This is a genomic window from Methylobacterium sp. 37f, from assembly GCF_023093475.1.
In the GTDB taxonomy this organism is placed as follows: Bacteria; Pseudomonadota; Alphaproteobacteria; order Rhizobiales; family Beijerinckiaceae; genus Methylobacterium.
Genome location: NZ_JAGHKN010000018.1, coordinates 49,431 through 69,775, shown reverse-complemented (window position 1 = coordinate 69,775; position 20,345 = coordinate 49,431). Strand labels below are relative to the sequence as shown.

Below are 20,345 nucleotides of genomic sequence, written 5' to 3'. Positions count from 1 at the left end.
AACCGAGACGGCGGGTTAACGTCAGATCCATCATCCGTGACATTTGGTAGTCTTGGTAAACAGCCGGTTAAGATGCCGTCGATTGCGGGTTTACAGCCGGGGAACGCTACCGGCTCGCACTCCGCATCTGTGCGCGGCCCCGGCTCACGCCCATTGCACTCGTCAAAGAATAGTTTAGATATGAACCATCAGGTGCGCCGGCGGCCGGAAGGTCGGTCAGGACCGCAGCGGTTTCCGGGAGATGATGCGCGATGCCCAGCTACAAGGCACCGGTCGAGGACGTCCTGTTCCTGCTGAACGACGTGCTCGGGTTTCACCGCTACGATAACCTGCGCGGCTTCTCGGACGCCTCTCCCGACGTGATCGAGGCCGTGCTGAACGAGGGCGCCAAGCTCGCCGAGACCGTGCTGGCCCCGCTGAACGCCGTCGGCGACCGGGAGGGCTGCACCCGGCATCCGGACGGTAGCGTCACGACGCCGAAGGGGTTCAAGGCCGCTTACGACGCCTACGCGCAGGGCGGCTGGATGGGCCTGTCGATGCCCGAGGCCTATGGCGGCCAGGCCCTGCCGCACACCCTCAACAGTGCGATCCAGGAATTCGCCTCGGGGGCCAACCTGGCGCTCGGCATGTATCCGGGCCTGACCCAGGGCGCGATGGCCGCCCTGGAGGTGCACGGCTCCGAGGCGCAGAAATCGCTCTACCTGCCGAAGATGGTGGAGGGCGCCTGGACCGGCACCATGAACCTCACCGAGCCCCATTGCGGCACGGATCTCGGCCTCCTCAAGACCAAGGCGGTGCCCAATGGCGACGGCTCCTACAGCCTGACCGGCACGAAGATCTTCATCTCGGCCGGCGAGCACAACCTGTCCGAGAACATCATCCACCTCGTCATCGCCCGCATCGAGGGCGCCCCGGCCGGAACCAAGGGCATCTCGCTCTTCGTGGTGCCGAAGTTTCTGGTCAACGCGGACGGCTCGGTGGGCGAGCGCAACCCGGTCTCGTGCGGCTCCCTCGAGCACAAGATGGGCATCCACGGCAACTCGACCTGCGTCATGAACTACGACGGCGCCAAGGGCTGGCTGGTCGGCCAGGAGAACCGCGGCCTGAACGCGATGTTCGTCATGATGAACGAGGCCCGCCTCGCGGTCGGCATCCAGGGACTGGGCCAGTCCGAGGTCGCCTATCAGAACGCCGTCGCCTACGCGAAGGATCGCCTCCAGGGCCGCGCGCTCACCGGCGCCAAGGCCCCCGAGAAGGCGGCCGACCCGATCATCGTCCACCCCGACGTGCGCCGGACCCTGATGGGCATCCGCGCCTTCAACGAGGCCGCCCGAGCCCTCGTGCTCTGGACCGCGCTGCAGGCCGATATCGGCCATCGCTCGGACGACGAGAAGCAGCGCCAGGCGGCGGAAGACCACATGGGGCTGATGACTCCGGTGGTGAAGGGCGTGCTGACCGACCGCGGCTTCGCCAACGCGGTCGAGGCCCAGCAGATGTTCGGCGGGCACGGCTACATCGAAGAATGGGGCATGTCGCAATTCGTGCGCGATGCCCGGATCGCCATGATCTACGAGGGCGCCAACGGCATCCAGGCCATGGACCTGATCGGCCGCAAGCTGCCCAAGGACGGCGGCCGGGCGATGATGAGCTTCCTCGGCGAGGTCCAGACCTTCCTCAAGGACCACGGCGAGGACGAGGCGATGAAGCCCTACGTCGCGCCGCTCCAGGCCGGGCTCAACGACCTGCAGGGCGCCACCATGTGGTTCATGCAGAACGCCTTCTCCAAGCCTGACAATGCTGGCGCGGGTGCCACCGACTACATGCACCTGCTCGGCCTCATCGCCTTGGGCTACATGTGGGCCCGCATCGCCAAGGCCGCCCTGGCGCGCCAAGCCGAGGCGCCGTCCGAGGCGATGGCCGCCAAGCTTGTGGTCGGGCGCTTCTACATGGAACGGATGCTGCCGGAGACCGCGACCCGGCTGGTCCGGATCAAGGCCGGGGCCGAGACGACGATGGCGCTTGGCGCCGAGGCGTTTTAGACCGGACCGACAGTCCTTCAGGCTACCGCGTCATTCCGGGGCGCTCGCAGAGCGAACCCGGAATCCAGAACCGCCGACGCGGCAAACCTTGGATCTGTTTGCGGCTCTGGATTCCGGGTTCCGCTTCGCGGCCCCGGAATGACGGAGATACGAGAACGATTTTGAATGCCGTCGCCCGATCGGAGCGACCCAGAGGGAAGCGCGCATGCCCGAGGCCTTCATCTACGATCACGTCCGCACCCCCCGGGGACGCGGCAAGCCCGATGGCTCGCTGCACGAGGTGACCGCCCTGCGCCTCGCCGAAGTGGCCCTGCGGGCGCTCAAGGAGCGCAACGATCTCGACACCCGGCGCGTCGACGACGTGATCCTGGGCTGCGTCGATCCCGTGGGTGAGGCCGGCGGCGACATCGCCCGCGCGGCCGCCCTGGTCGCCGATTACGGCGATCACGTTCCGGGCGTGCAGATCAACCGGTTCTGCGCCTCGGGCCTCGACGCGGTGAACTTCGCCGCCGCGCAGGTCATGGCCGGGCAGCACGACATGACCATCGGCGGCGGGGTCGAATCCATGAGCCGCGTCGGCCTCGGTGCCTCCGGCGGCGCCTGGCCGGTGGATCCCGCCATCGCGATCAAGTCGTGGTTCATGCCCCAGGGCGTGTCGGCCGATCTCATCGCCTCGAAATACGGTTTCAGCCGGGACGATTGCGACGCCTACGCGGTCGAGTCGCAGAAGCGCTCCGCCGCCTCCTGGGCCGAGGGCCGCTTCGCCGATGCCGTGGTGCCGGTGCGCGACATCAACGGCATCACCTTGCTAGCCACCGACGAGCACATGCGGCCCTCGACCGACATGCAGTCTCTCGGCCAGCTCAAGGCGTCCTTTGTCCAGATGGGACAGATGGGCGGCTTCGACGCGGTCGCGGTCGATGCGCATCCCGATGTCGAGACCGTCAACCACGTCCACCACGCCGGCAATTCGTCCGGCATCGTCGACGGCGCGGCCGCGGTGCTGATCGGCTCGGCCGAGGCCGGCAGCGCGGCTGGCCTGAAGCCCCGCGCCCGCATCCGCGCCTTCGCCAATATCGGCTCGGACCCCGCCCTGATGCTCACGGGGCCGGTGGACGTGACCAAGAAGGTCCTGGCCCGCGCCGGCATGAGCCTGTCCGACATCGACCTGTTCGAGGTCAACGAGGCCTTCGCCGCAGTGGTGCTGCGCTTCCAGCAGGCCTTCGATGTCGATCCGGCACGGATCAATGTCTGCGGCGGCGCCATCGCGATGGGCCATCCGCTGGGCGCCACCGGCGCCATGATCCTCGGCACCGTCCTCGACGAACTGGAGCGCACCGGCAAGGAGCGCGCCCTGGTCACGCTTTGCATCGGCGCCGGCATGGGCACCGCGACCATCATCGAACGGGTGTGAGCGGGGCGGCGATCCGGGATGCGGCGGGTTTGGCGAACACCGGGCCGTGACCACGCGGATGCGAGAGTCGCCTCCCCAAGGGGGGCCAAGTGGGTTAGACGGCGGCGCCCGCCGTCGCTCGACGATGGGCTCACAAGCAAGAAGCTTCCGAGAAATTCCGAGGACACGCCACGATGACGCGCCTGCTCGCCACCCTCTGCCTGACCACGGCCCTGTGCCTGCCGATCGCCGCCCGCGCCGATGATGCGGCCGATCGGGTCGCCGCTGCCAAGGACCTGGTTCAGAAGACCACGCTCAAGAACCTGGAGGTCGGCTTCTCGGCGGCCCTCGAAAAGACCGTGGCGCCGATGAAGGAAGACAAGGCCGAGGCGGTCCGCAAGGAGATCCGCGCCGAGTTCGATAAGCAGCGCGAGACCATGCTCGATGGCCTGTCGAAGGCCTATGCGGAGAAGTTCAGCCTCGACGAGTTGAAGCATCTCTCCGAGATCTACGGCGACAAGACCTACCAGAAGTTTCAGGCGGTGAACGCCGATCCGGCCTCCACCGTGACGGCGGTCTCGCAGGCTTCGGTCACGAAGCTCCTCAACATGCTGGCGATCGCGTCGGCCGGAGATTCGCAAGGCACCGGTGCGCCGGGCGCGCCGATGCCGATGCCGGCGCGCTAAGGCGGAAAGGCGGGCGTCCCGATGGCCGGCTCAAGCCACTTGCGCGCGGGGGAGCCCGCCCCCGGAAGAGCCGGTCATTGCCAAACCGGTCATTGCCAAACTGGTCATTGCCAAACCGGTCATTGCCAAACCGGTCATTGCAAAGCCGGTCTCGGGGTGCCTGCCACCGGGAAGCCGGACACCTGCGGCAGCGCTTCGAGATGGGGCTTGGCGAAATGGTAGCCCTGGAACAGATTCGCACCGAGGCTCCGCAGGGTGTCGAGTTCGGCCGCCGTCTCGACACCCTCGGCGATCACCGCAATGCCCAGCGAGCGGGCGATGCCGATGATGCCCGCCACGATGATCTGGCGGCGGTGATCGCTGTCGATGCCGCGCAGGAGGTCCATGTCGATCTTGATCAGGTCGGGCTGAAAATTCGCCAGCAGGTTCAGCCCGGCGAAGCCGGCGCCGAAATCATCCAGGGCGGTCAGGAAGCCCTGGCGGCGGTACTCCGCCACGATGCGGGTGACATGGGCGGTGTCGCGGAACTTCTCGTTCTCGGTGAACTCGAACATGATCCGGTCATGGGCGAAGCCGGCCTTGCGCGCCGCCTCCAGGGACGAACGAATGCAGGCCGCCGGCTCGTAGACCGCGTTCGGCATGAAGTTGATCGACAGCCGGGTCGCGTCGTCGGCCGGGAACAGACGCCCGGCCAGCTCGATCGCCTTCACCCGCGCCGCCTGATCGAAGCGGTAGACGGTCTCGGGCGTCACCCGCCCGAGAATCGAGGCGGCGGATTCTCCGCCCGCGCCACGCACCAGGGCCTCGTAGCCCCAGACGCGCTGTTCGGCGAGGTCGAGGATCGGCTGGAACGCCATGGTAAAGGTGAAGTCGAGTTCGGCTCCTTCGCTGCAGCCCTTGCAGCCGATCCGAGCGGTCATGGTCTTGTCCTGTCCCAGCAGCATGCCCCCCGGCAATTCGGCATGCATCCGCAAGTTTTGACATTGGCTTAAGCGCGCAAGCCAAAGCCGCCCACCGGTCACGAATCCGAGGATCAGCGATGAATCTCACCAATTTCCGTCTCGAAACCGATGCCGATGGGATCGCGCTGGCGACCTGGGACATGCCGGGCCGCTCCATGAACGTCTTCACCGACGCGGTAATGGATGAATTGGGTCAGATCATCGACGCCGTGGTGGCGGATGCCGCCATCAAGGGCTGCGTCATCGTCTCGGGTAAGGACAACTTCTCGGGCGGCGCCGACCTGACGATGCTGCAGGGCCTCGGCCGCGCCTACGAGGCGCTGAAGGCCGAACGTGGCGAGGAGGCGGCGATGCGCCACTTCTTCGACGAGTCGCGCAAGCTCACTTTGGTATTCCGAAAGCTGGAAACCTGCGGCAAGCCCTTCGCAGCGGCGGTGAATGGCATCTGTCTCGGCGGCGCTTTCGAACTGGCATTGGCCTGCCATCACCGCGTGCTCTCGGACGACCCGAAGACCCGCGTCGGCCTGCCGGAAATCAAGGTCGGGTTGTTCCCGGGCGGCGGCGGCACCCAGCGGGTGGCCCGCCTGATGCAGACCGGGGACGCCCTGCAGATGCTGTTCAAGGGCGAGCAGATCCGCCCCGCGATGGCCAAGAACATGGGCCTCGCGCAGGAGGTCGCGCCCAGGGACGAGATCGTCGCCAGGGCCAAGGCCTGGATCGCCGCCGGTGGCTCGGCCGTGGCCCCCTGGGACCAGCCGAAGTTCAAGGCGCCCTCCGGCAAGGTCTACTCGCCGGCCGGCATGATGATCTGGCCCCCGGCCAACGCCATCTATCGGCGCGAGACGCACGACAACTACCCAGCCGCGAAGGCGATCCTGGCCTCGGTCTACGAGGGCTTGCAGCTGCCGATGGATCAGGCCCTGCGCGTCGAGAGCCGCTACTTCGCCCATATTCTGCGCACCAAGGAAGCGGCGGCGATGATCCGCACGCTGTTCCTCTCGATGGGTGAATTGAACAAGGGCGCGCGCCGCCCGAAGGACGTGCCCGCCACGGTGGTGAAGACCGTCGGCGTCGTCGGCGCCGGCTTCATGGGCGCGGGCGTCGCCTATGTCTCCGCCAATGCCGGGATGGAGGTGGTGCTCGTCGACCAGTCGATCGAGGCAGCCGAGAAGGGCAAGGCCTATGCCCACAAGCTGGTCACCGACCAGATCAACAAGGGCCGGGCCAAGACCGCCGACCGCGAAGCCCTGTTGGGTCGCATCCGCACCAGCGCCGACTATGCGGATCTCGGCGCCTGCGACCTCGTTATCGAGGCAGTGTTCGAGGACCCGAAGGTCAAGGCCGAGGTCATCGCCAAGGTCGAGGCCGCGATCCGGCCGGAGACGATCTTCGCCTCGAACACTTCGACCCTGCCGATCACCGGGCTTGCCAAGACGTCGTCCCGGCCGGAGCAGTTCGTCGGCATCCATTTCTTCTCGCCGGTGGAGAAGATGATGCTGGTCGAGATCATCAAGGGTGACCAGACCGGCGACGCCGCGCTGGCCACCGCCCTCGATTACGTCCGGGCGATCAAGAAGACCCCGATCGTCGTCAACGACGCGCGCGGCTTCTTCGCCAACCGGTGCGTCGGCGCCTACCTGCTCGAGGGCCACACCATGCTCAACGAGGGCATCCCGGCGGCAATGATCGAGAATGCCGGCCGCCAGGCGGGTATGCCGGTCGGACCGCTCTCGCTGACCGACGAGGTCGCGGTCGACCTCGCCCTGAAGATCGTCAAGGCGACGGAGGCGCAGCTCGGCGCCGGCAGCATCGACCCGGCCCAGAAGGCGCTGCTCACCACCCTTGTGGAGGGCGAGGGACGATTGGGGCGCAAGAACAAGAAGGGGTTCTACGATTACCCCGAGGGCGCGCCGAAGCGCCTGTGGCCCGGGCTCGCCGCCCTGCAGGCGACCAAGGTCGATCCCGACGCGGTGGATTTCACGGAGCTGAAGCAGCGCCTGCTGGTGGTGCAAGCGCTGGAAGCCGCCCGCACCGTCGGCGAGGGCGTAGTCACCGATCCGCGCGAAGCGGATGTCGGCTCGATTTTGGGCTTCGGCTTCGCCCCCTTCACCGGCGGCGCCCTGTCCTACATCGACTTCATGGGCGCGCAGGCCTTCGTGACGCTGGCGCAGGGGCTGGAAGCCAAGCACGGCCCGCGCTTCGCCGTGCCGCAAAACCTCCTGGACATGGCCGCCCGGGGCGGCACGTTCTATGGCGACGCGGCGGCGAAGAAGGCGGCGTAGGCCGCAGACTACCGCCCGGCATATCTCCGGGCGGCCCCCACGACGGGTGAGGCGGACGCCGCGCCTCACCCCGATGAAGTTGCCGTCATCCGAACCCGCAGCACTGCGACGTCGTCGTGGTTGCTCGACAGAAGGTCGGTGATGTCGCCATCGAGCAGAGCCTTCACGTGGCGGCAGCGAGTGCCGTAGCGCCCGGCCATGCAGGTACAGCGCAGGTGCGGCCCGGTGCTGCGATCCTCGAGGGTGACGGCGTAGCGGTTGCCGCTGCTGCCGCGCACCGCGAAGTGCAGGCCTGGCGACGAAGCGGAGCGCGCACCCGCCGCCATCCGGGCGCGGTCCGTGAGCGAGCCCGGGCGGCTCGGGGCACGCGCAGCCGCATCGGGTCCTTCCGGCAACCGAGTGATCGGCAGGTGGATCGCCCGCGCCAGGGCGGGCACGTCCGGCGCGCCGGTCTCCCGCGCGGCGGCAAGCGCGATCTCGGCACAGGCATAGGCATCCTCGCCGGCATCGTGGTGCTCGAAGCGGATGCCGAGGCGGGCCGCGACCTTGCCGAGGCCGCAGCCCTCCTCCGCCGGAAAGACCCGCCGGGCGATCTGCAGGGTGCAGAGGTAGGCGAAGGCCGGCGGCCGCACGCCATAAGCCGCGAGCGAGGCGCGCAGCACGCCCATGTCGAATCCGGCATTGTGCGCGAGGATCAGGCCGGAGGCGAGGTCGGGCAAAAACTCCGCCATCACAGTGGGGAAGTCCGGCCGGTGGCGCACGTCGGCAGGCACGATTCCGTGGACCCGGATGTTGCCGGGCGAGAAGCGCAGCTCTGGCGGACGGATCAGGCGGGATTCCCGCCGCACCACCCGGCCGCCGGCGATCCAGGCGAGCCCAACGGCACAGGCGCTGTCGCGCCGCTCGTTGGCGGTCTCGAAATCGATGGCGATGACGGTCATGCGAGGGTCGCGGGGGCCTGTCCCGGCCGAACGCAGCCAGGCTCTCGGAAAGATGATCACCGGAGTCTAGGCGCCCGCAATTCCCGGCTCAAGCGCTGGCGACGAGCGCCAGCCATGCCTCCTCGCTGATGACCTCGACGCCGTGCTTCTGGGCGTCCTTCAGCTTGGAACCCGCGCCCGGGCCCGCCACCACGAGGTCGGTCTTGGCCGAGACAGAACCCGAGACCTTGGCACCCAGGCGCTCGGCGGTGGCCTTCGCCTCGGAGCGGGTCATCTGTTCGAGGCTTCCGGTGAACACCACCGTCTTGCCAGCGAAGGCCGTGGCGGAGGCCGGGGCCGCCATCGGCTCGGTCTTCACTTCGGCGAGCAGGGCCCGGACTGCCGCGTCGTTGTGGGGCTCGGCGAAGAAAGCGATCAGCGAATCCGTCGCCACCGGGCCGATCTCGCCATCGTCGGCGAAGTGGCGATACGCATCGCCGGGGCGCTGCCCGGCCGCCCGCGCCAAGCCCGCCGCGATGGCATCCGCGTCGCCGTAATGGGTCACAAGGCTGGCGCGCTGGGGGGCGGAGAGGCGGACATGGCCTTGCGGCTGCGCCTCGTCCCCCTCGACCGCGTCAACCACCGTCCCGTCGCGGGGAAAACCGAATTCCAGGAGCCGGTCGCGGGTGGTCGGCCCGATGCGCGAGAGCGCGGACAGCTCGATCCAGTCCGGTCCGGCCTGATCGCGGCTCGCAGCCGCGACGCCCTCCATCAGCGCCGGCATGTCGGAAAACCGTTTGGCCAACGCCTTGGCGGTGGATTCGCCGATGTCCGGGATGCCTAGGGCGAACAGGAAGCGGTTCAGCGGCAGGCTGCGGCGATCCTCCACCGAGGCGAGGAGGTTCTTGATCGCCTTGTCCTCCTCCTCGCCTTTCTTCTTGGTCGGCTTCTTCGGGGCCGGCGCGCCCTCCGTCCGGCGCTCGGCCGAAAGGGCTTCGCGGCGGGCCACGATGGCGGCCTTCAGGGGTTCGAAGGCGAGGCGGAACAGGTCGGCCGGCTGGCGAACCAGCCCGGCCTCGAACAGAACCTCGATATAGGTCTGGCCGAAGCCCTCGAGGTCGAAGCCGTTGCGCGAGACGAAGTGCTTCAGGCGCTCCACTCCCTGCGCGGGACAGATCAGACCGCCGGTGCAGCGTCGCACGGCGTCGGGCTTGCCCGTGCGCGGGTTGATCTCGCGCACCGCCCGGCTGCCGCAGGCGGGGCAGTGGGTTGGAAAGACGTAGGGCTTCGCATCGGGCGGGCGCTTCTCCAGCACCACGTCCATGACCTTCGGGATCACGTCGCCGGCGCGCTGCACCACGACGGTGTCGCCGACCCGAATGTCGCGCCCGTCGCGGATCGGCTCGCCGTCGGCCCCGACGCCCTGGACGTAGCCCTCGTTGTGCAGGGTGGCGTTCGACACCACGACACCGCCCACCGTCACCGGCCTGAGCTTCGCCAGCGGATTGAGGGAGCCGGTACGCCCGACATTGATCTCGATGTCCTCGACCACCGTCAGCGCCTTCTGGGCCGCGAACTTGTGGGCGAGCGCCCAGCGCGGCGAGCGCGAGACGAAGCCGAGGCGGCGCTGCAACGCGAGGTCGTCGACCTTGTAGACCACGCCATCGATGTCGTAGCCGAGGCTGGCGCGCTCCGCCTCGATGCTGCGGTAATGCGCGATCATCGCCTCTGCGTCGGGGCACAGCTTCGTCCGGTCGTTGACCGGCAGGCCCCAAGCGCGGAACCGCTCCAGCACGCCGTGCTGCGTCCCGTTGAGCGCCGGCACCACCTCGCCCCACGCATAGGCGAAGAACTTGAGCGGACGCGACCGGGTGATCTCCGGGTCGAGCTGCCGCAGCGAACCGGCCGCGGCGTTGCGCGGGTTTGCGAACAGCGCCTTGCCGGCAGCCTCCTGACGGGCGTTGATGGCGGCGAAATCCGCGTGCGAAAGGTAGACCTCGCCCCGCACCTCGCAGACCGGCGGCACGTCGTGACCTGCAAGCCGCTGCGGGATGTCCGACACCGTGCGGGCATTGGCGGTGACGTCCTCGCCGACCTCGCCGTCGCCGCGGGTCGCGGCGGTGACGAGGCGCCCGTCCTCATAGCGGAGTGCGAGCGAGAGCCCGTCGATCTTCGGCTCGGCCGTAAAGGCCAGCGGCTCCGCCTCCGGCCAGTTCAGGAAGCGCCGGACGCGGGCGACGAAGTCGGTCACCTCCTCGTCCGCGAAGGCGTTGCCGAGCGAGAGCATCGGCACGGCATGCCGGACCTTGGCGAATTTCTCGGATGGCTTGGCACCCACCGATGTGCTGGCAGCGCCCGTCCCGGCGAGATCCGGGAACCGCGCCTCGATCGTTTCCAGGCGCCGGCGCAGGGCGTCGTATTCCGCATCCGTAATCTCGGGCGCGTCCTCCTGGTGATAGAGCCGGTCGGCTTCAGCGATCCGCTCGGAGAGATCGGCGTGCTCGGCCCGCGCCGCCTCCGGCGTCATCGTCTCGAGGCTGTCGACGGCGTTGTCTGCGGACATGAAGCGGCTTCGTGATCGGGCGCGGGGTGCGCTTATAGCAATCGGAAACCGCCGCCGCACGGGAAGAGGTTCCGGCTGACGCGCCGCCCTCCACAGCCTGTAACCCGCGCGCGCCGCTGGCGAATGAGTCCCTGGTGCCGTCGCATCGCCGTGACCCGCCTGGCTGCCTGCGACGCCGCGCCGCCTCACCGGGTCCACCCAGACCCTATCTCTTCACGCAACCGATCAACGATTCTGGATCGCCATGCCAGCCCCGCCCGCCTTCTCCGCGCCCTGGCGCGACCGCGCCGGTCGCGTCTCCGGCCTGAAGCTCGCCACCTTCCTGTTCGCCCTGGTGCCGGGGCTGTGGCTCGCGGGCGCCTACGCGGCCGATGCGCTCGGGGCCAAGCCGATCACCGCCCTGCTGCACGGCACCGGCGAATGGGCGGTCCGCTTCCTCATGCTGTCGCTGGCGGTGACGCCGCTGCGGCGCGTGGCGAACCTGCCGAAGCTGATCCTGGTGCGGCGCATGCTCGGGCTGACCGTGATGGCCTACGGGCTGATCCACCTGATGCTCTACGTCGTCGATCAGAACTTCGTGCTCACCAAGGTCGTCACGGAGATCCTGACCCGGATCTACCTGACCATCGGCTTCGTGGCGCTCCTCGGCCTCGTGGTGCTCGGCGTCACCTCCACGGACGGAATGATTCGCCGGCTCGGCAAGGCTTGGCCGCGCCTTCACAGGATGGTCTACGCGATCGCTGTCCTCGGCCTGATCCACTATTATCTCCAGGCCAAGATCGACATCTCCGACCCGGTGTTCTGGACCGGCGCCTTCCTGTTGCTGATGGGCCATCGCGCCATGCAGCGGCTCCGGTGGCCCACCAACCCGCTGACGTTGCTCGGCTTAGCCGTGGCGGCCGCTCTCCTCACCGCCCTGCTCGAGGCAGCCTGGTACGGCGCGGCCAGCGGCATTCCAGCGAGCCTGGTGCTTGCGGCCAACCTTGACGTTCCGGACACCATCAGGCCGGCTTGGTGGGTACTGGCCCTCGGGCTGTGCGTACCGGTGGTCAACGCGGTGCGGGTAGGCCTGGGCGGCAAGGGGCGGGGGGCATCCGGAAAGGCCGCTACGGGTCCGGTCGCGGAGTCGGCCGCGGCGATGCCCGCGCGCCGGCCGGTGGCTGCCGGCTGAGCCCCGAGCACCCGGAATTTTGCGTGATGATCGTTTCGATCGAAAATTCCCGTCAGCGGCAGGTCTGTTCCAGCGGGATGCCCTCGATGACAAGCCGAGCCGGTCCGATACGCCTTGCGTCGGCTCGGCGCACAGGCGTTTACCAGTGTGGCGCTTGTCGACCCGTCATCCCGCGGGCATGAACCGAACCAGCAACACGCAAGGAACGCCCAGCATGCGCAAGTGGATTGGCCGCGGCCCACTCGGGGCGTTCGCGCTCGGGTGCCTGCTGATGAGCGATGCGGCTTCGGCGGCCTGCACGCCGCCGGAGGCCCCGTCGACCGCGACGCGTCCGATCAAGCCGACGCTGCCCGCCAAGCCGCCTTGCCTGGACGCAAAGGGTGGATGCCCGGGCTGGGAAGCCTACAGCTACAATGACGCGATCAAGGCCTACAACGTCGAGATCGCCGCGTTCCGACCCAAGCTGGAGGCCTATATCCAGGCTCTGACCAACTACGTGAAGGCGAGCAACGAGTACGCCCAGTGCGAGGTCAAGATTTTCCAGTGAACCCTTGGCGTCGGACCGCGGGTTGACCCCCGCGAGGGGCGATGCCACAGCGCAGCGCAGTTTTTATCCCGCACGCCAGACTGGACGGCCCGATGTCCGAATCCCTCGACCTCCTCGTCCTCGGCAATGCCATCGTCGACCTGATCGCCCAGACCGATGAGGATTTCCTCGCGGCCCAGGGCGTGCCCAAGGGTGCGATGCAACTGATCGACGAGGCGCGGGCCGAGTCCCTGTTCGCCGCCATGGGTCCGGCCACCATCGTGTCGGGTGGGTCCGGCGCCAACACGGCGGTGGGCGCCGCCATGCTGGGCGCCAGAACGAGCTTCGTCGGCAAGGTCCGCGACGATGAACTCGGCGGCCTGTTCGCCCACGATCTCAAGGCCACGGGCGTCCGCTTCCCGATCGCCGCCGCCACCGACGGGCCGGCCACCGCCCGCTGCTTCATCCTGGTGACGCCGGATGGCGAGCGCACCATGAACACCTATCTGGGCGCCTGCCAGGGCCTGTCCCCGGCCGATGTGGACGAGGCGACGGTGGCATCCGCCCGCGTGGTCTATCTCGAAGGCTACCTGTGGGACCCGCCGGCCGCCAAGGACGCGTTCCGAAAGGCCGTGACTATCGCGCACAAGTCCGGAAACGCGGCGGCCCTGACCCTGTCGGATGCCTTCTGCGTCGGACGCTACCGGGAGGAATTCCTGGGCCTGATCCGCGACGGCAGCGTCGACATTCTGTTCGCCAACATGGCCGAATTGCAGAGCCTGTACGAGACCGAGGACGCCGATGCGGCGATCCGGGCGCTGCGCGACGAGAGCGCCGCGCGCGGCAAGGACCTGCTCGGCCTCGTCACCCGCTCGGCCGAGGGCGCCCTGGTGATCCAGGGCGGCGACGTGCAATCGGTCCCCGCCTCCCCGGTGCATGAACTCGTCGACACCACCGGCGCCGGAGACCTGTTCGCCGCCGGCTTCCTTGCCGGTCATGCCCGCGGCCTCGATCACGTCGCCAGCGCCCGCCTCGGTGCGCTGGCTGCCGCCGAGGTCATCCAGCACATCGGCGCCCGGCCCCAGCACGACCTGGTGGCGCTGGCCAAGGCCCAGGGCCTGCTCTGAGGGGCGGAAAGCCGAGGTGCCGTCTCTTCGCTCCGCCTGTGTGGGGCGATGATTGCGTCTGAACCGCGCGCGATTCCGGGGCGCAGCAGGCGAACCCGGAATTCAGAGACGCCGACGGTGGGCTATCCAGAGCCGCCGACCGTGGAAAGCCTTGCAATACCAGTGCTTCTGGGTCCCGGGCTCCGCTGAGCGGCCCCGGGGTGACGGGGTGACGGGGTGCTCCTCGAGCCTTTCCGGCTCGTGGAACAAGCCTGTGCGATCCCCCTGTCAAAGATCGAGGGACGCGCGTCGCGCCGCGCCCCCCTGGGTAGGGTCGCACAGTTACGGGCGCGAGAACTGACGAATAAGAGGCGTGCCGTTCACATCCGCAGCAACACCTTGCCCACGGCCTCGCGCCGCTTGAGGATGCCCAGGGCCTCGGCGTATTCGGCGAGCGGATAGACACCGTGGACCTTGGCGGTCAGGCGTCCCTCCGCCACCCAGGCCAGTAACTGCTCCTGGTTGGCCCGATGCGCCTCGGGCTCGCGCTCGACGAAGACGCCCCAGTGCACGCCCTGGATGTCGATGCCCTTCAGGAGGGCAAGGTTGAGGGGAATGCGGGGGATGTCACCGGCCGCGAACCCGATCACCAGGTAGCGCCCCTTCCAGCCGAGCGAGCGCAGGGCCGGCTCGGCGTAGTCGCCGCCGATGGGATCATAGATCACGTCGACCCCCTCCCCCTCGGTGAGGCGGCGCAGGCCCTCGCGCAGGTTGTCGGCGGCGTAATCGAGGCCCATCGTGGCGCCGTGCGCCTCGGCCACGGCAAGCTTCTCCGGCGAGGACGCGCAGGCGATGACGCGGGCGCCCAGGATCGCCCCGAGTTCCACTGCCGCGAGGCCGACGCCGCCCGAGGCGCCGAGCACCGCCAGGGTCTCGCCAGGCTGAAGCCGGGCGCGGTCGCGCAGGGCGTGGAGCGAGGTCCCGTAGGTGATGGTCAGCCCGGCGGCTTGCTCGTCCGAGACGCCGTCCGGCACGGGGGTGAGGTGCCGGGTGGCGACGGCGATCCGCGCGCGGCAGGTGCCGAACTTCTGGTGGACGATGACGCGGTCGCCCACCGAAAAGCCCTCGGCCCCCTCGCCCAAAGCCTCGATCACGCCGCAGGCCTCGCCGCCGGGAGAGAACGGGAGTTCAGGCTTCACCTGATAGCGCCCGGCGATGATCAGGGTGTCGAAGAAGTTGAGCGCCGCCAGCGTGATGCGGATCACGGCCTCGCCCGGACCGGCCACCGGGTCCGGCAGATCGGCGAGTTCCAGATCCTCAGGTCCCCCGAGTCGGGTACACAGCAGCGCCTTCATGCCCACACCTCCCTGATGTTCGCATCGGCGCTTGCACCGACACGGCGGCCTGCGCAAGCACTGCGGTCCAAAGTATAGGCACCGCGATCCAGAGTGCAGGCACTGCGGCCGTCAGGGGCGTTCGTAGGTTCCCACCAGACAGCCCTTGGCAAGCACGCGTCCCGCCATCGCCTCCAGCAAGGCACCTCGGCCGGGATGCTGGGGCAGATCCAGCGCCCGGTCGAGGGCATAGGCCTGGAACAGGTAGGCGTGCGCCCCGTGGCCAGTGGGCGGATCGGGCGGCAGCCAGCCGGATTTCAGAAAGCTGTTCTTGCCAAGTTCGAGATTCTCGCCGAGACCGAGACGCGAACCGGCTTGGCTCGCCGCGCCTTCCGATAGCGGCGCGTCGGGATCGAGGTCCCAGGCGATCAGGTGGACGAGGGGATTCGGCGTCGGGCTTCCGGCATCCTCGACGAGCAGCACGACGCGGGCAGTGCCGGCGGGCAGGCCGGTCCAGGCCAGCGGCGGCGAGGTGCCTTCCCCGTCCGCGGTGAAGCGCGCCGGCATCGCAGCGCCATCGTCGAAGGCGGGACTGGTGAGCGTCAGGCCCTCCGGCGCCGCGGCGAAATCGGTCCGGTAGGCGGTCCTGTCCAGCCCGGCCTTAAGGCCAGACAGGGCGGCGCCCACGGCATGCGGAATTTTCTCGAGCAACGGCGATCTCCCGGCGGATACGCCGACCAACCCCTTGCCAGACTGAAGGTTCAGGCCGGGCGCTGCGCCGCGATCATGTAGTTGACTGCAGTGTCCCGGCTCGGGCGCCACGAGCCGTCGAGCGGGTTGAAGACCACGCCTGTGGTGTCGGTCACGCGCAGTCCGCCGGCCTCGACGGCGCGGGTGAGTTCGTCGGGCCGAACGAATTTGTCCCAGTCGTGGGTGCCCTTCGGCAGCCAGCCGAGGACGTATTCCGCCCCCACGATGGCCAGGGCGTAGGACCGCAGCGTCCTGTTGATGGTGGCGGCGAACAGCAGGCCGCCCGGCTTCACCGCGCGGGCCGCCTGCGCCACGAAGGCCGGCATATCGACTACGTGCTCCACCACCTCCATGGCGAGCACGATGTCGAAGCGCTCGCCGCCGGCCACCACGTCCTCGATGGTGCGCGCCCGATAATCGACCGGCACGCCCTCGGCATCGGCGTGGGCCTGGGCCACCTTGACGTTGGTGGGAGCCGGATCGAGGCCCGTGACCATTGCACCGAGGCGCGCCAGCGGCTCGGACAGGACGCCGCCGCCGCAGCCGATATCCACAAGGGCGAGGCCATCGAGGGGAAAAGGCGCCTTCGTGTCGCGCCCGAAATGGCGGGCGGCGGCATCCCGCACGTAAGCGAGGCGGACCGGGTTGAAGCGGTGCAGGACCCGCATCGGGCCGGCCTCGTCCCACCAAGTGGCCGCAATGGCCTCGAAGCGGGCGACCTCGTCGCGGTCGATGGAGGCGCCTGTGGGTCCGGTCATCGTCTCGGCATGTCTCGTGCGGGGTGGGCGTACCCCCTTGTTGACACGCCCGGGCGGCCCTTGTACCCGCCGAAGCCCTGTCCGGTACAGCAGCCAAGCGACGCGGCAGGCCGTACGGGGCGTGGAAATTTCGACCCGAGACCGGCCGAATCCCTGGCTGTTGCGCTTTCCCTGGCTCCTGCCGCTATCCTTGGCTCTTGCCACTATCCCTGGCTCTTGCGACGCGTCGCGGACGCGACAGGCTCCGTCTGGTGAGAACATGCCCCGTCTGGTGATGAAGTTCGGCGGCACGTCCGTCGCCAATGTCGAGCGCATCCGCAACGTGGCCGCCCACGTGGCGCGCGAGGTCGCAGCCGGCTACGAGGTCGCCGTGGTGGTCTCGGCGATGTCGGGCAAGACCAACGAGCTCGTCGCCTGGGTCAAGGACGCCAATTCGATCTACGACGAGGCCGAGTACGACGCCGTGGTGGCCTCGGGCGAACTCGTCACCGCCGGGCTCCTGGCCATCGCTCTCCAGAAGATCGGTATCCAGGCCCGCTCGTGGCAGGGCTGGCAGATCCCGATCCTGACTTCGGACGCGCACGGCTCGGCCCGCATCGAGGGCATCGACGGCGCGCGCCTCAATGCGGGTTTCCAGCGCGGCGAAGTCGCGGTCATCGCCGGCTTCCAGGGCATGAACGAGGCCACCGGCCGGGTCACCACCCTGGGGCGCGGCGGCTCCGATACCAGCGCTGTCGCCATCGCGGCCGCCATCGGGGCCGAGCGCTGCGACATCTATACCGACGTCGACGGCGTCTATACCACCGATCCGCGCGTGGTGCAGAAGGCAAAGCGCATGGAACGCGTGACCTTCGAGGAAATGCTCGAGATGGCGTCGCTCGGCGCCAAGGTCCTGCAGGTCCGCTCCGTCGAACTCGCCATGGTCCATCGCGTGCCGACCACGGTGCGCTCCTCCTTCGATCCGCCGGACAATGCCCGGCCCGGCACCCTCATCTGCGACGAGGACGACATCGTGGAACAGCAGATCATCACCGGGATCGCCTTCTCCCGGGACGAGGCGCAGATCACGCTTCGTCGCGTGAAGGACAGCCCCGGCATCGCCGCCGCCATCTTCGGGCCCCTGGCGGACGCCAACATCAACGTCGACATGATCATCCAGACCGTGTCGGGAGATCAGTCGACCACCGACATGACCTTCACGGTCCCCTCGGCCGACTACGATCGCGCCCGCAAGATCCTCGACGCGCAGAGCGGTGTGATCGCCTTCGCCCAGATCGAGGGGGCCACCGACGTGGTGAAGGTCTCGGCCATCGGCGTCGGAATGCGCAGCCACGCGGGCGTCGCCGCCAAGGCTTTCCGGGCGCTGGCCGAAAAAGGCATCAACATCCGGGCCATCACCACATCGGAGATCAAGTTCTCCGTCCTCATCGATGCCGCCTATACGGAGCTTGCCGTTCGCACGCTCCACTCGCTATACGGCCTCGACCAGGCCTGACGAGCCGGAGCGCGCGCACGCCTGCGCGCGGACCGGAGCCCGCGGCCGAAGCCGGATCGAGGAGACCATGCCCGCTGCGCCCGGAGGCCCGCGCCTGCTTCTGCGCCGCCTCCGCGAAGCGATGGCGGAGCCGGTCAGCCCACAGGCTCGCCTCGACCGCATCGTCACGCTGATCGCCGCCAACGTGATCGCCGAGGTGTGCTCGGTCTATGTGCTCAGCGATGACAATATCCTCGAACTGTTTGCCACCGAGGGCCTGAACCGCGAAGCGGTCCACCTGACCCGGATGCGGGCGGACGAGGGCCTCGTCGGCCTCATTGCCAAGACGGCCGAGCCGCTGTCGCTCTCCGACGCGCAGTCGCACCCGGCCTTCTCGTATCGACCGGAAACGGGTGAAGAGGCCTATCACGCCTTCCTCGGCGTGCCGCTCCTGCGCGCCGGCAACACGCTCGGCGTCCTCGTCGTTCAGAACAAGACCTACCGGGTCTATTCCGAGGAGGAGATCGAAGCGCTCCAGACCACCGCCATGGTGCTGTCGGAGATGATCGCCTCGGGCGAGCTTCAGGCCCTGGCGCCGGGCGCGGGCTCGGCGGCGCGCCGGCCGGTGAGCCAGCGCGGCGTGGCGCTCGCCGATGGCATCGGCCTCGGGCACGTGGTGCTGCATGAGCCACGCATCGTCATCAAGAAGCTCATCGCCGAGAATGTCGAGCGCGAGGTCGAGCGGCTGGAGCTTGCCATCGGCGAGGTCCGGTCGGCCATCGACGACTTGGTCGAACGCGGCGACAGCATCGGCACCGGGGAATCGCGCGAGGTGCTGGAGACGGTGCGCATGTTCGCGCATGACAAGGGCTGGCTGCGCCGGATGCGCGAGGCCGTGCATTCCGGACTCACGGCCGAGGCCGCTGTCGAGCGCGTCCAGTCGGATAACCGCGCCCGGATGATGCGCCAGAGCGACCCGTACCTGCGCGACCGGCTGCACGACCTCGACGACCTCGCCAACCGCCTGTTGCGCACCCTGATCGGTGCCGAGGGCAACGGGGCGCAGCGCGTGCTGCCCGAGAACGCGATCCTGGTCGCCCGCTCGATGGGGCCGGCAGCCCTGCTCGACTACGACCGCACGGCCCTGCGGGGCGTCGTGCTGGAGGAAGGCGGCCCGACCAGCCACATCGCCATCGTGGCCCGGGCGCTCGGCATTCCGGCGGTCGGTGAGATCGCCAACGCCACGGCCCTGTGCGATGCTGGCGACGCGATCATCGTCGACGGCGCCACCGGCGAGATCCAGGTCCGGCCGGGGCCCGAGATCGAGGCGGCCTATGCCGAGATGGTGCGCCTGCGCGCCCGCCGGCAAGAACAATACCGGGCGCTGCGCGACGTGCCCGCCGTCACCCTCGACGGCACCAAGATCGGCCTGCAGCTCAATGCCGGCCTGCTGATCGACCTGACCCATCTGCACGAGACCGGTGCGGACGGCATCGGCCTGTTCCGCACCGAGCTGCAGTTCATGGTGGCCCAACGCATGCCGTCGGCGGCCGAGCAGCAGACGCTGTACGAGGCTGTGTTCGCCGCGACCGGCGACCTTCCGGTGACCATTCGCACCCTCGATATCGGCGGCGACAAGATCCTGCCCTACATGCCGGCTCTGGAGGAGGAGAATCCGGCCCTGGGCTGGCGTGCGATTCGCATCGGGCTCGACCGCCCGGCCCTGCTGCGGGTTCAGTTGCGCGCCCTGCTCAAGGCTTCGGGCGGCCGACCGCTGAAGATCATGTTTCCCATGGTGGCAACGGTGGACGAGTTCACCCGCGCCAAGGCCATCGTCGAGCGCGAGAAGGCGCATCTGCGCCGCCACGGCCACGCCCTGCCGAGCGACTGCAAGCTCGGCGTGATGGTGGAGGTGCCCTCTCTGCTGTTCCAGATCGACGAGATCGCCAAGGCAGCGGACTTCCTGTCTGTCGGATCCAACGACCTGATGCAGTTCCTGTTCGCGGTCGACCGCGAGAACCGGCGCGTCGCGGACCGCTTCGACACCCTGAGCGTCCCGGCCATGCGGGCCTTCCGGATCATCGCCGAGCGGGCGGCCGCGGCCGGCTGCCCGGCCACCGTGTGCGGAGAGATCGGCGGTCGCCCGTTGGAAGCCATGGCGCTGATCGGCCTCGGCTTCCGACACCTCTCGATGTCTCCGGCCGCCATCGGCCCGGTCAAGGCCATGGTGCTGGGGCTCGACGTGAACGCGGTCTCCGACCTGATCGACACCGAACTGGCCCGGGCCGGCGACGGTGCCACCCTGCGGCCAGCCCTGGCGGCCTTCGCGAAGGCGCACGGGGTTCCTATCTAACTGGGTCGTGCCGCGACCCCGTCGTCGA

General features: G+C 68.7%; 15 protein-coding genes. 9 read left to right on the top strand and 6 right to left on the bottom strand.

Annotation, left to right across the window (positions count from 1 at the left end):
- The first annotated feature begins 251 nt into the window (after positions 1–251).
- From J7U37_RS13980 to J7U37_RS13970, 3 genes are all read left to right on the top strand, one after another.
- The gene (locus tag J7U37_RS13980; RefSeq protein WP_247636101.1) at positions 252–2,039 is read left to right on the top strand and encodes an acyl-CoA dehydrogenase C-terminal domain-containing protein; all 1,788 of its coding nucleotides are present in this window, start codon (positions 252–254) and stop codon (positions 2,037–2,039) included.
- A 205-nt stretch (positions 2,040–2,244) separates the two neighbouring features.
- A complete protein-coding gene (locus J7U37_RS13975) occupies positions 2,245–3,453 on the top strand; it encodes an acetyl-CoA C-acetyltransferase (RefSeq protein WP_247636100.1) in 1,209 nt (402 codons plus the stop codon).
- A gap of 173 nt (positions 3,454–3,626) precedes the next feature.
- Positions 3,627–4,118, top strand: a complete 492-nt coding sequence (locus tag J7U37_RS13970; protein ID WP_056486560.1) for a hypothetical protein — start codon at positions 3,627–3,629, stop codon at positions 4,116–4,118.
- 134 nt (positions 4,119–4,252) lie between these two features.
- Here J7U37_RS13970 and J7U37_RS13965 read toward each other — a convergent pair whose 3' ends face one another.
- Entirely contained in the window at positions 4,253–5,038 is a 786-nt protein-coding gene (locus tag J7U37_RS13965) for an EAL domain-containing protein (protein WP_247636099.1), read from the bottom strand.
- 119 nt (positions 5,039–5,157) lie between these two features.
- Here J7U37_RS13965 and J7U37_RS13960 point away from each other — a divergent pair, with 119 nt between their 5' ends.
- Positions 5,158–7,362, top strand: a complete 2,205-nt coding sequence (locus tag J7U37_RS13960; protein WP_056486557.1) for a 3-hydroxyacyl-CoA dehydrogenase NAD-binding domain-containing protein — start codon at positions 5,158–5,160, stop codon at positions 7,360–7,362.
- A 65-nt stretch (positions 7,363–7,427) separates the two neighbouring features.
- On the opposite strand, the gene J7U37_RS13955 is transcribed toward J7U37_RS13960, so the two are convergent.
- Positions 7,428–8,303 (bottom strand): 3'-5' exonuclease, encoded by an 876-nt coding sequence (locus J7U37_RS13955; protein WP_247636098.1) that lies wholly within the window; start codon positions 8,301–8,303, stop codon positions 7,428–7,430.
- An 88-nt stretch (positions 8,304–8,391) separates the two neighbouring features.
- The gene (gene ligA / locus J7U37_RS13950) at positions 8,392–10,845 is read right to left on the bottom strand and encodes an NAD-dependent DNA ligase LigA (protein WP_247636097.1); all 2,454 of its coding nucleotides are present in this window, start codon (positions 10,843–10,845) and stop codon (positions 8,392–8,394) included.
- A gap of 244 nt (positions 10,846–11,089) precedes the next feature.
- On the opposite strand from ligA, the gene J7U37_RS13945 reads away from it, so the two are divergent.
- The 3 genes from J7U37_RS13945 to J7U37_RS13935 all read left to right on the top strand — a co-directional run bounded on the left by J7U37_RS13945 (position 11,090) and on the right by J7U37_RS13935 (position 13,669).
- A complete protein-coding gene (locus J7U37_RS13945; RefSeq protein WP_247636096.1) occupies positions 11,090–12,016 on the top strand; it encodes a protein-methionine-sulfoxide reductase heme-binding subunit MsrQ in 927 nt (308 codons plus the stop codon).
- A 271-nt stretch (positions 12,017–12,287) separates the two neighbouring features.
- The gene (locus tag J7U37_RS13940) at positions 12,288–12,563 is read left to right on the top strand and encodes a hypothetical protein (protein WP_247636114.1); all 276 of its coding nucleotides are present in this window, start codon (positions 12,288–12,290) and stop codon (positions 12,561–12,563) included.
- 92 nt (positions 12,564–12,655) lie between these two features.
- Positions 12,656–13,669, top strand: a complete 1,014-nt coding sequence (locus J7U37_RS13935) for an adenosine kinase (protein ID WP_247636095.1) — start codon at positions 12,656–12,658, stop codon at positions 13,667–13,669.
- A gap of 359 nt (positions 13,670–14,028) precedes the next feature.
- On the opposite strand, the gene J7U37_RS13930 is transcribed toward J7U37_RS13935, so the two are convergent.
- From J7U37_RS13930 to ubiG, 3 genes are all read right to left on the bottom strand, one after another.
- Positions 14,029–15,003 (bottom strand): NADPH:quinone oxidoreductase family protein, encoded by a 975-nt coding sequence (locus J7U37_RS13930; protein ID WP_247636094.1) that lies wholly within the window; start codon positions 15,001–15,003, stop codon positions 14,029–14,031.
- Positions 15,004–15,114: 111 nt separating this feature from the next.
- Complete coding sequence (locus J7U37_RS13925; RefSeq protein WP_247636093.1) at positions 15,115–15,693, bottom strand: YbhB/YbcL family Raf kinase inhibitor-like protein; 579 nt, start codon at positions 15,691–15,693, stop codon at positions 15,115–15,117.
- Positions 15,694–15,743: 50 nt separating this feature from the next.
- Positions 15,744–16,490: a bifunctional 2-polyprenyl-6-hydroxyphenol methylase/3-demethylubiquinol 3-O-methyltransferase UbiG gene (gene ubiG, locus J7U37_RS13920; protein WP_247636092.1), complete on the bottom strand. Its 747-nt coding sequence runs from the start codon at positions 16,488–16,490 to the stop codon at positions 15,744–15,746.
- Positions 16,491–16,749: 259 nt separating this feature from the next.
- Between ubiG and J7U37_RS13915 the strand changes: the two genes are divergently transcribed.
- Together J7U37_RS13915 and ptsP are read left to right on the top strand one after the other, a co-directional pair.
- On the top strand, positions 16,750–17,985 hold the full coding sequence (locus J7U37_RS13915) for an aspartate kinase (RefSeq protein ID WP_056188565.1): 1,236 nt from the start codon (positions 16,750–16,752) through the stop codon (positions 17,983–17,985).
- Positions 17,986–18,052: 67 nt separating this feature from the next.
- Positions 18,053–20,317, top strand: a complete 2,265-nt coding sequence (gene ptsP / locus J7U37_RS13910; protein ID WP_247636091.1) for a phosphoenolpyruvate--protein phosphotransferase — start codon at positions 18,053–18,055, stop codon at positions 20,315–20,317.
- Positions 20,318–20,345: the final 28 nt, after the last annotated feature.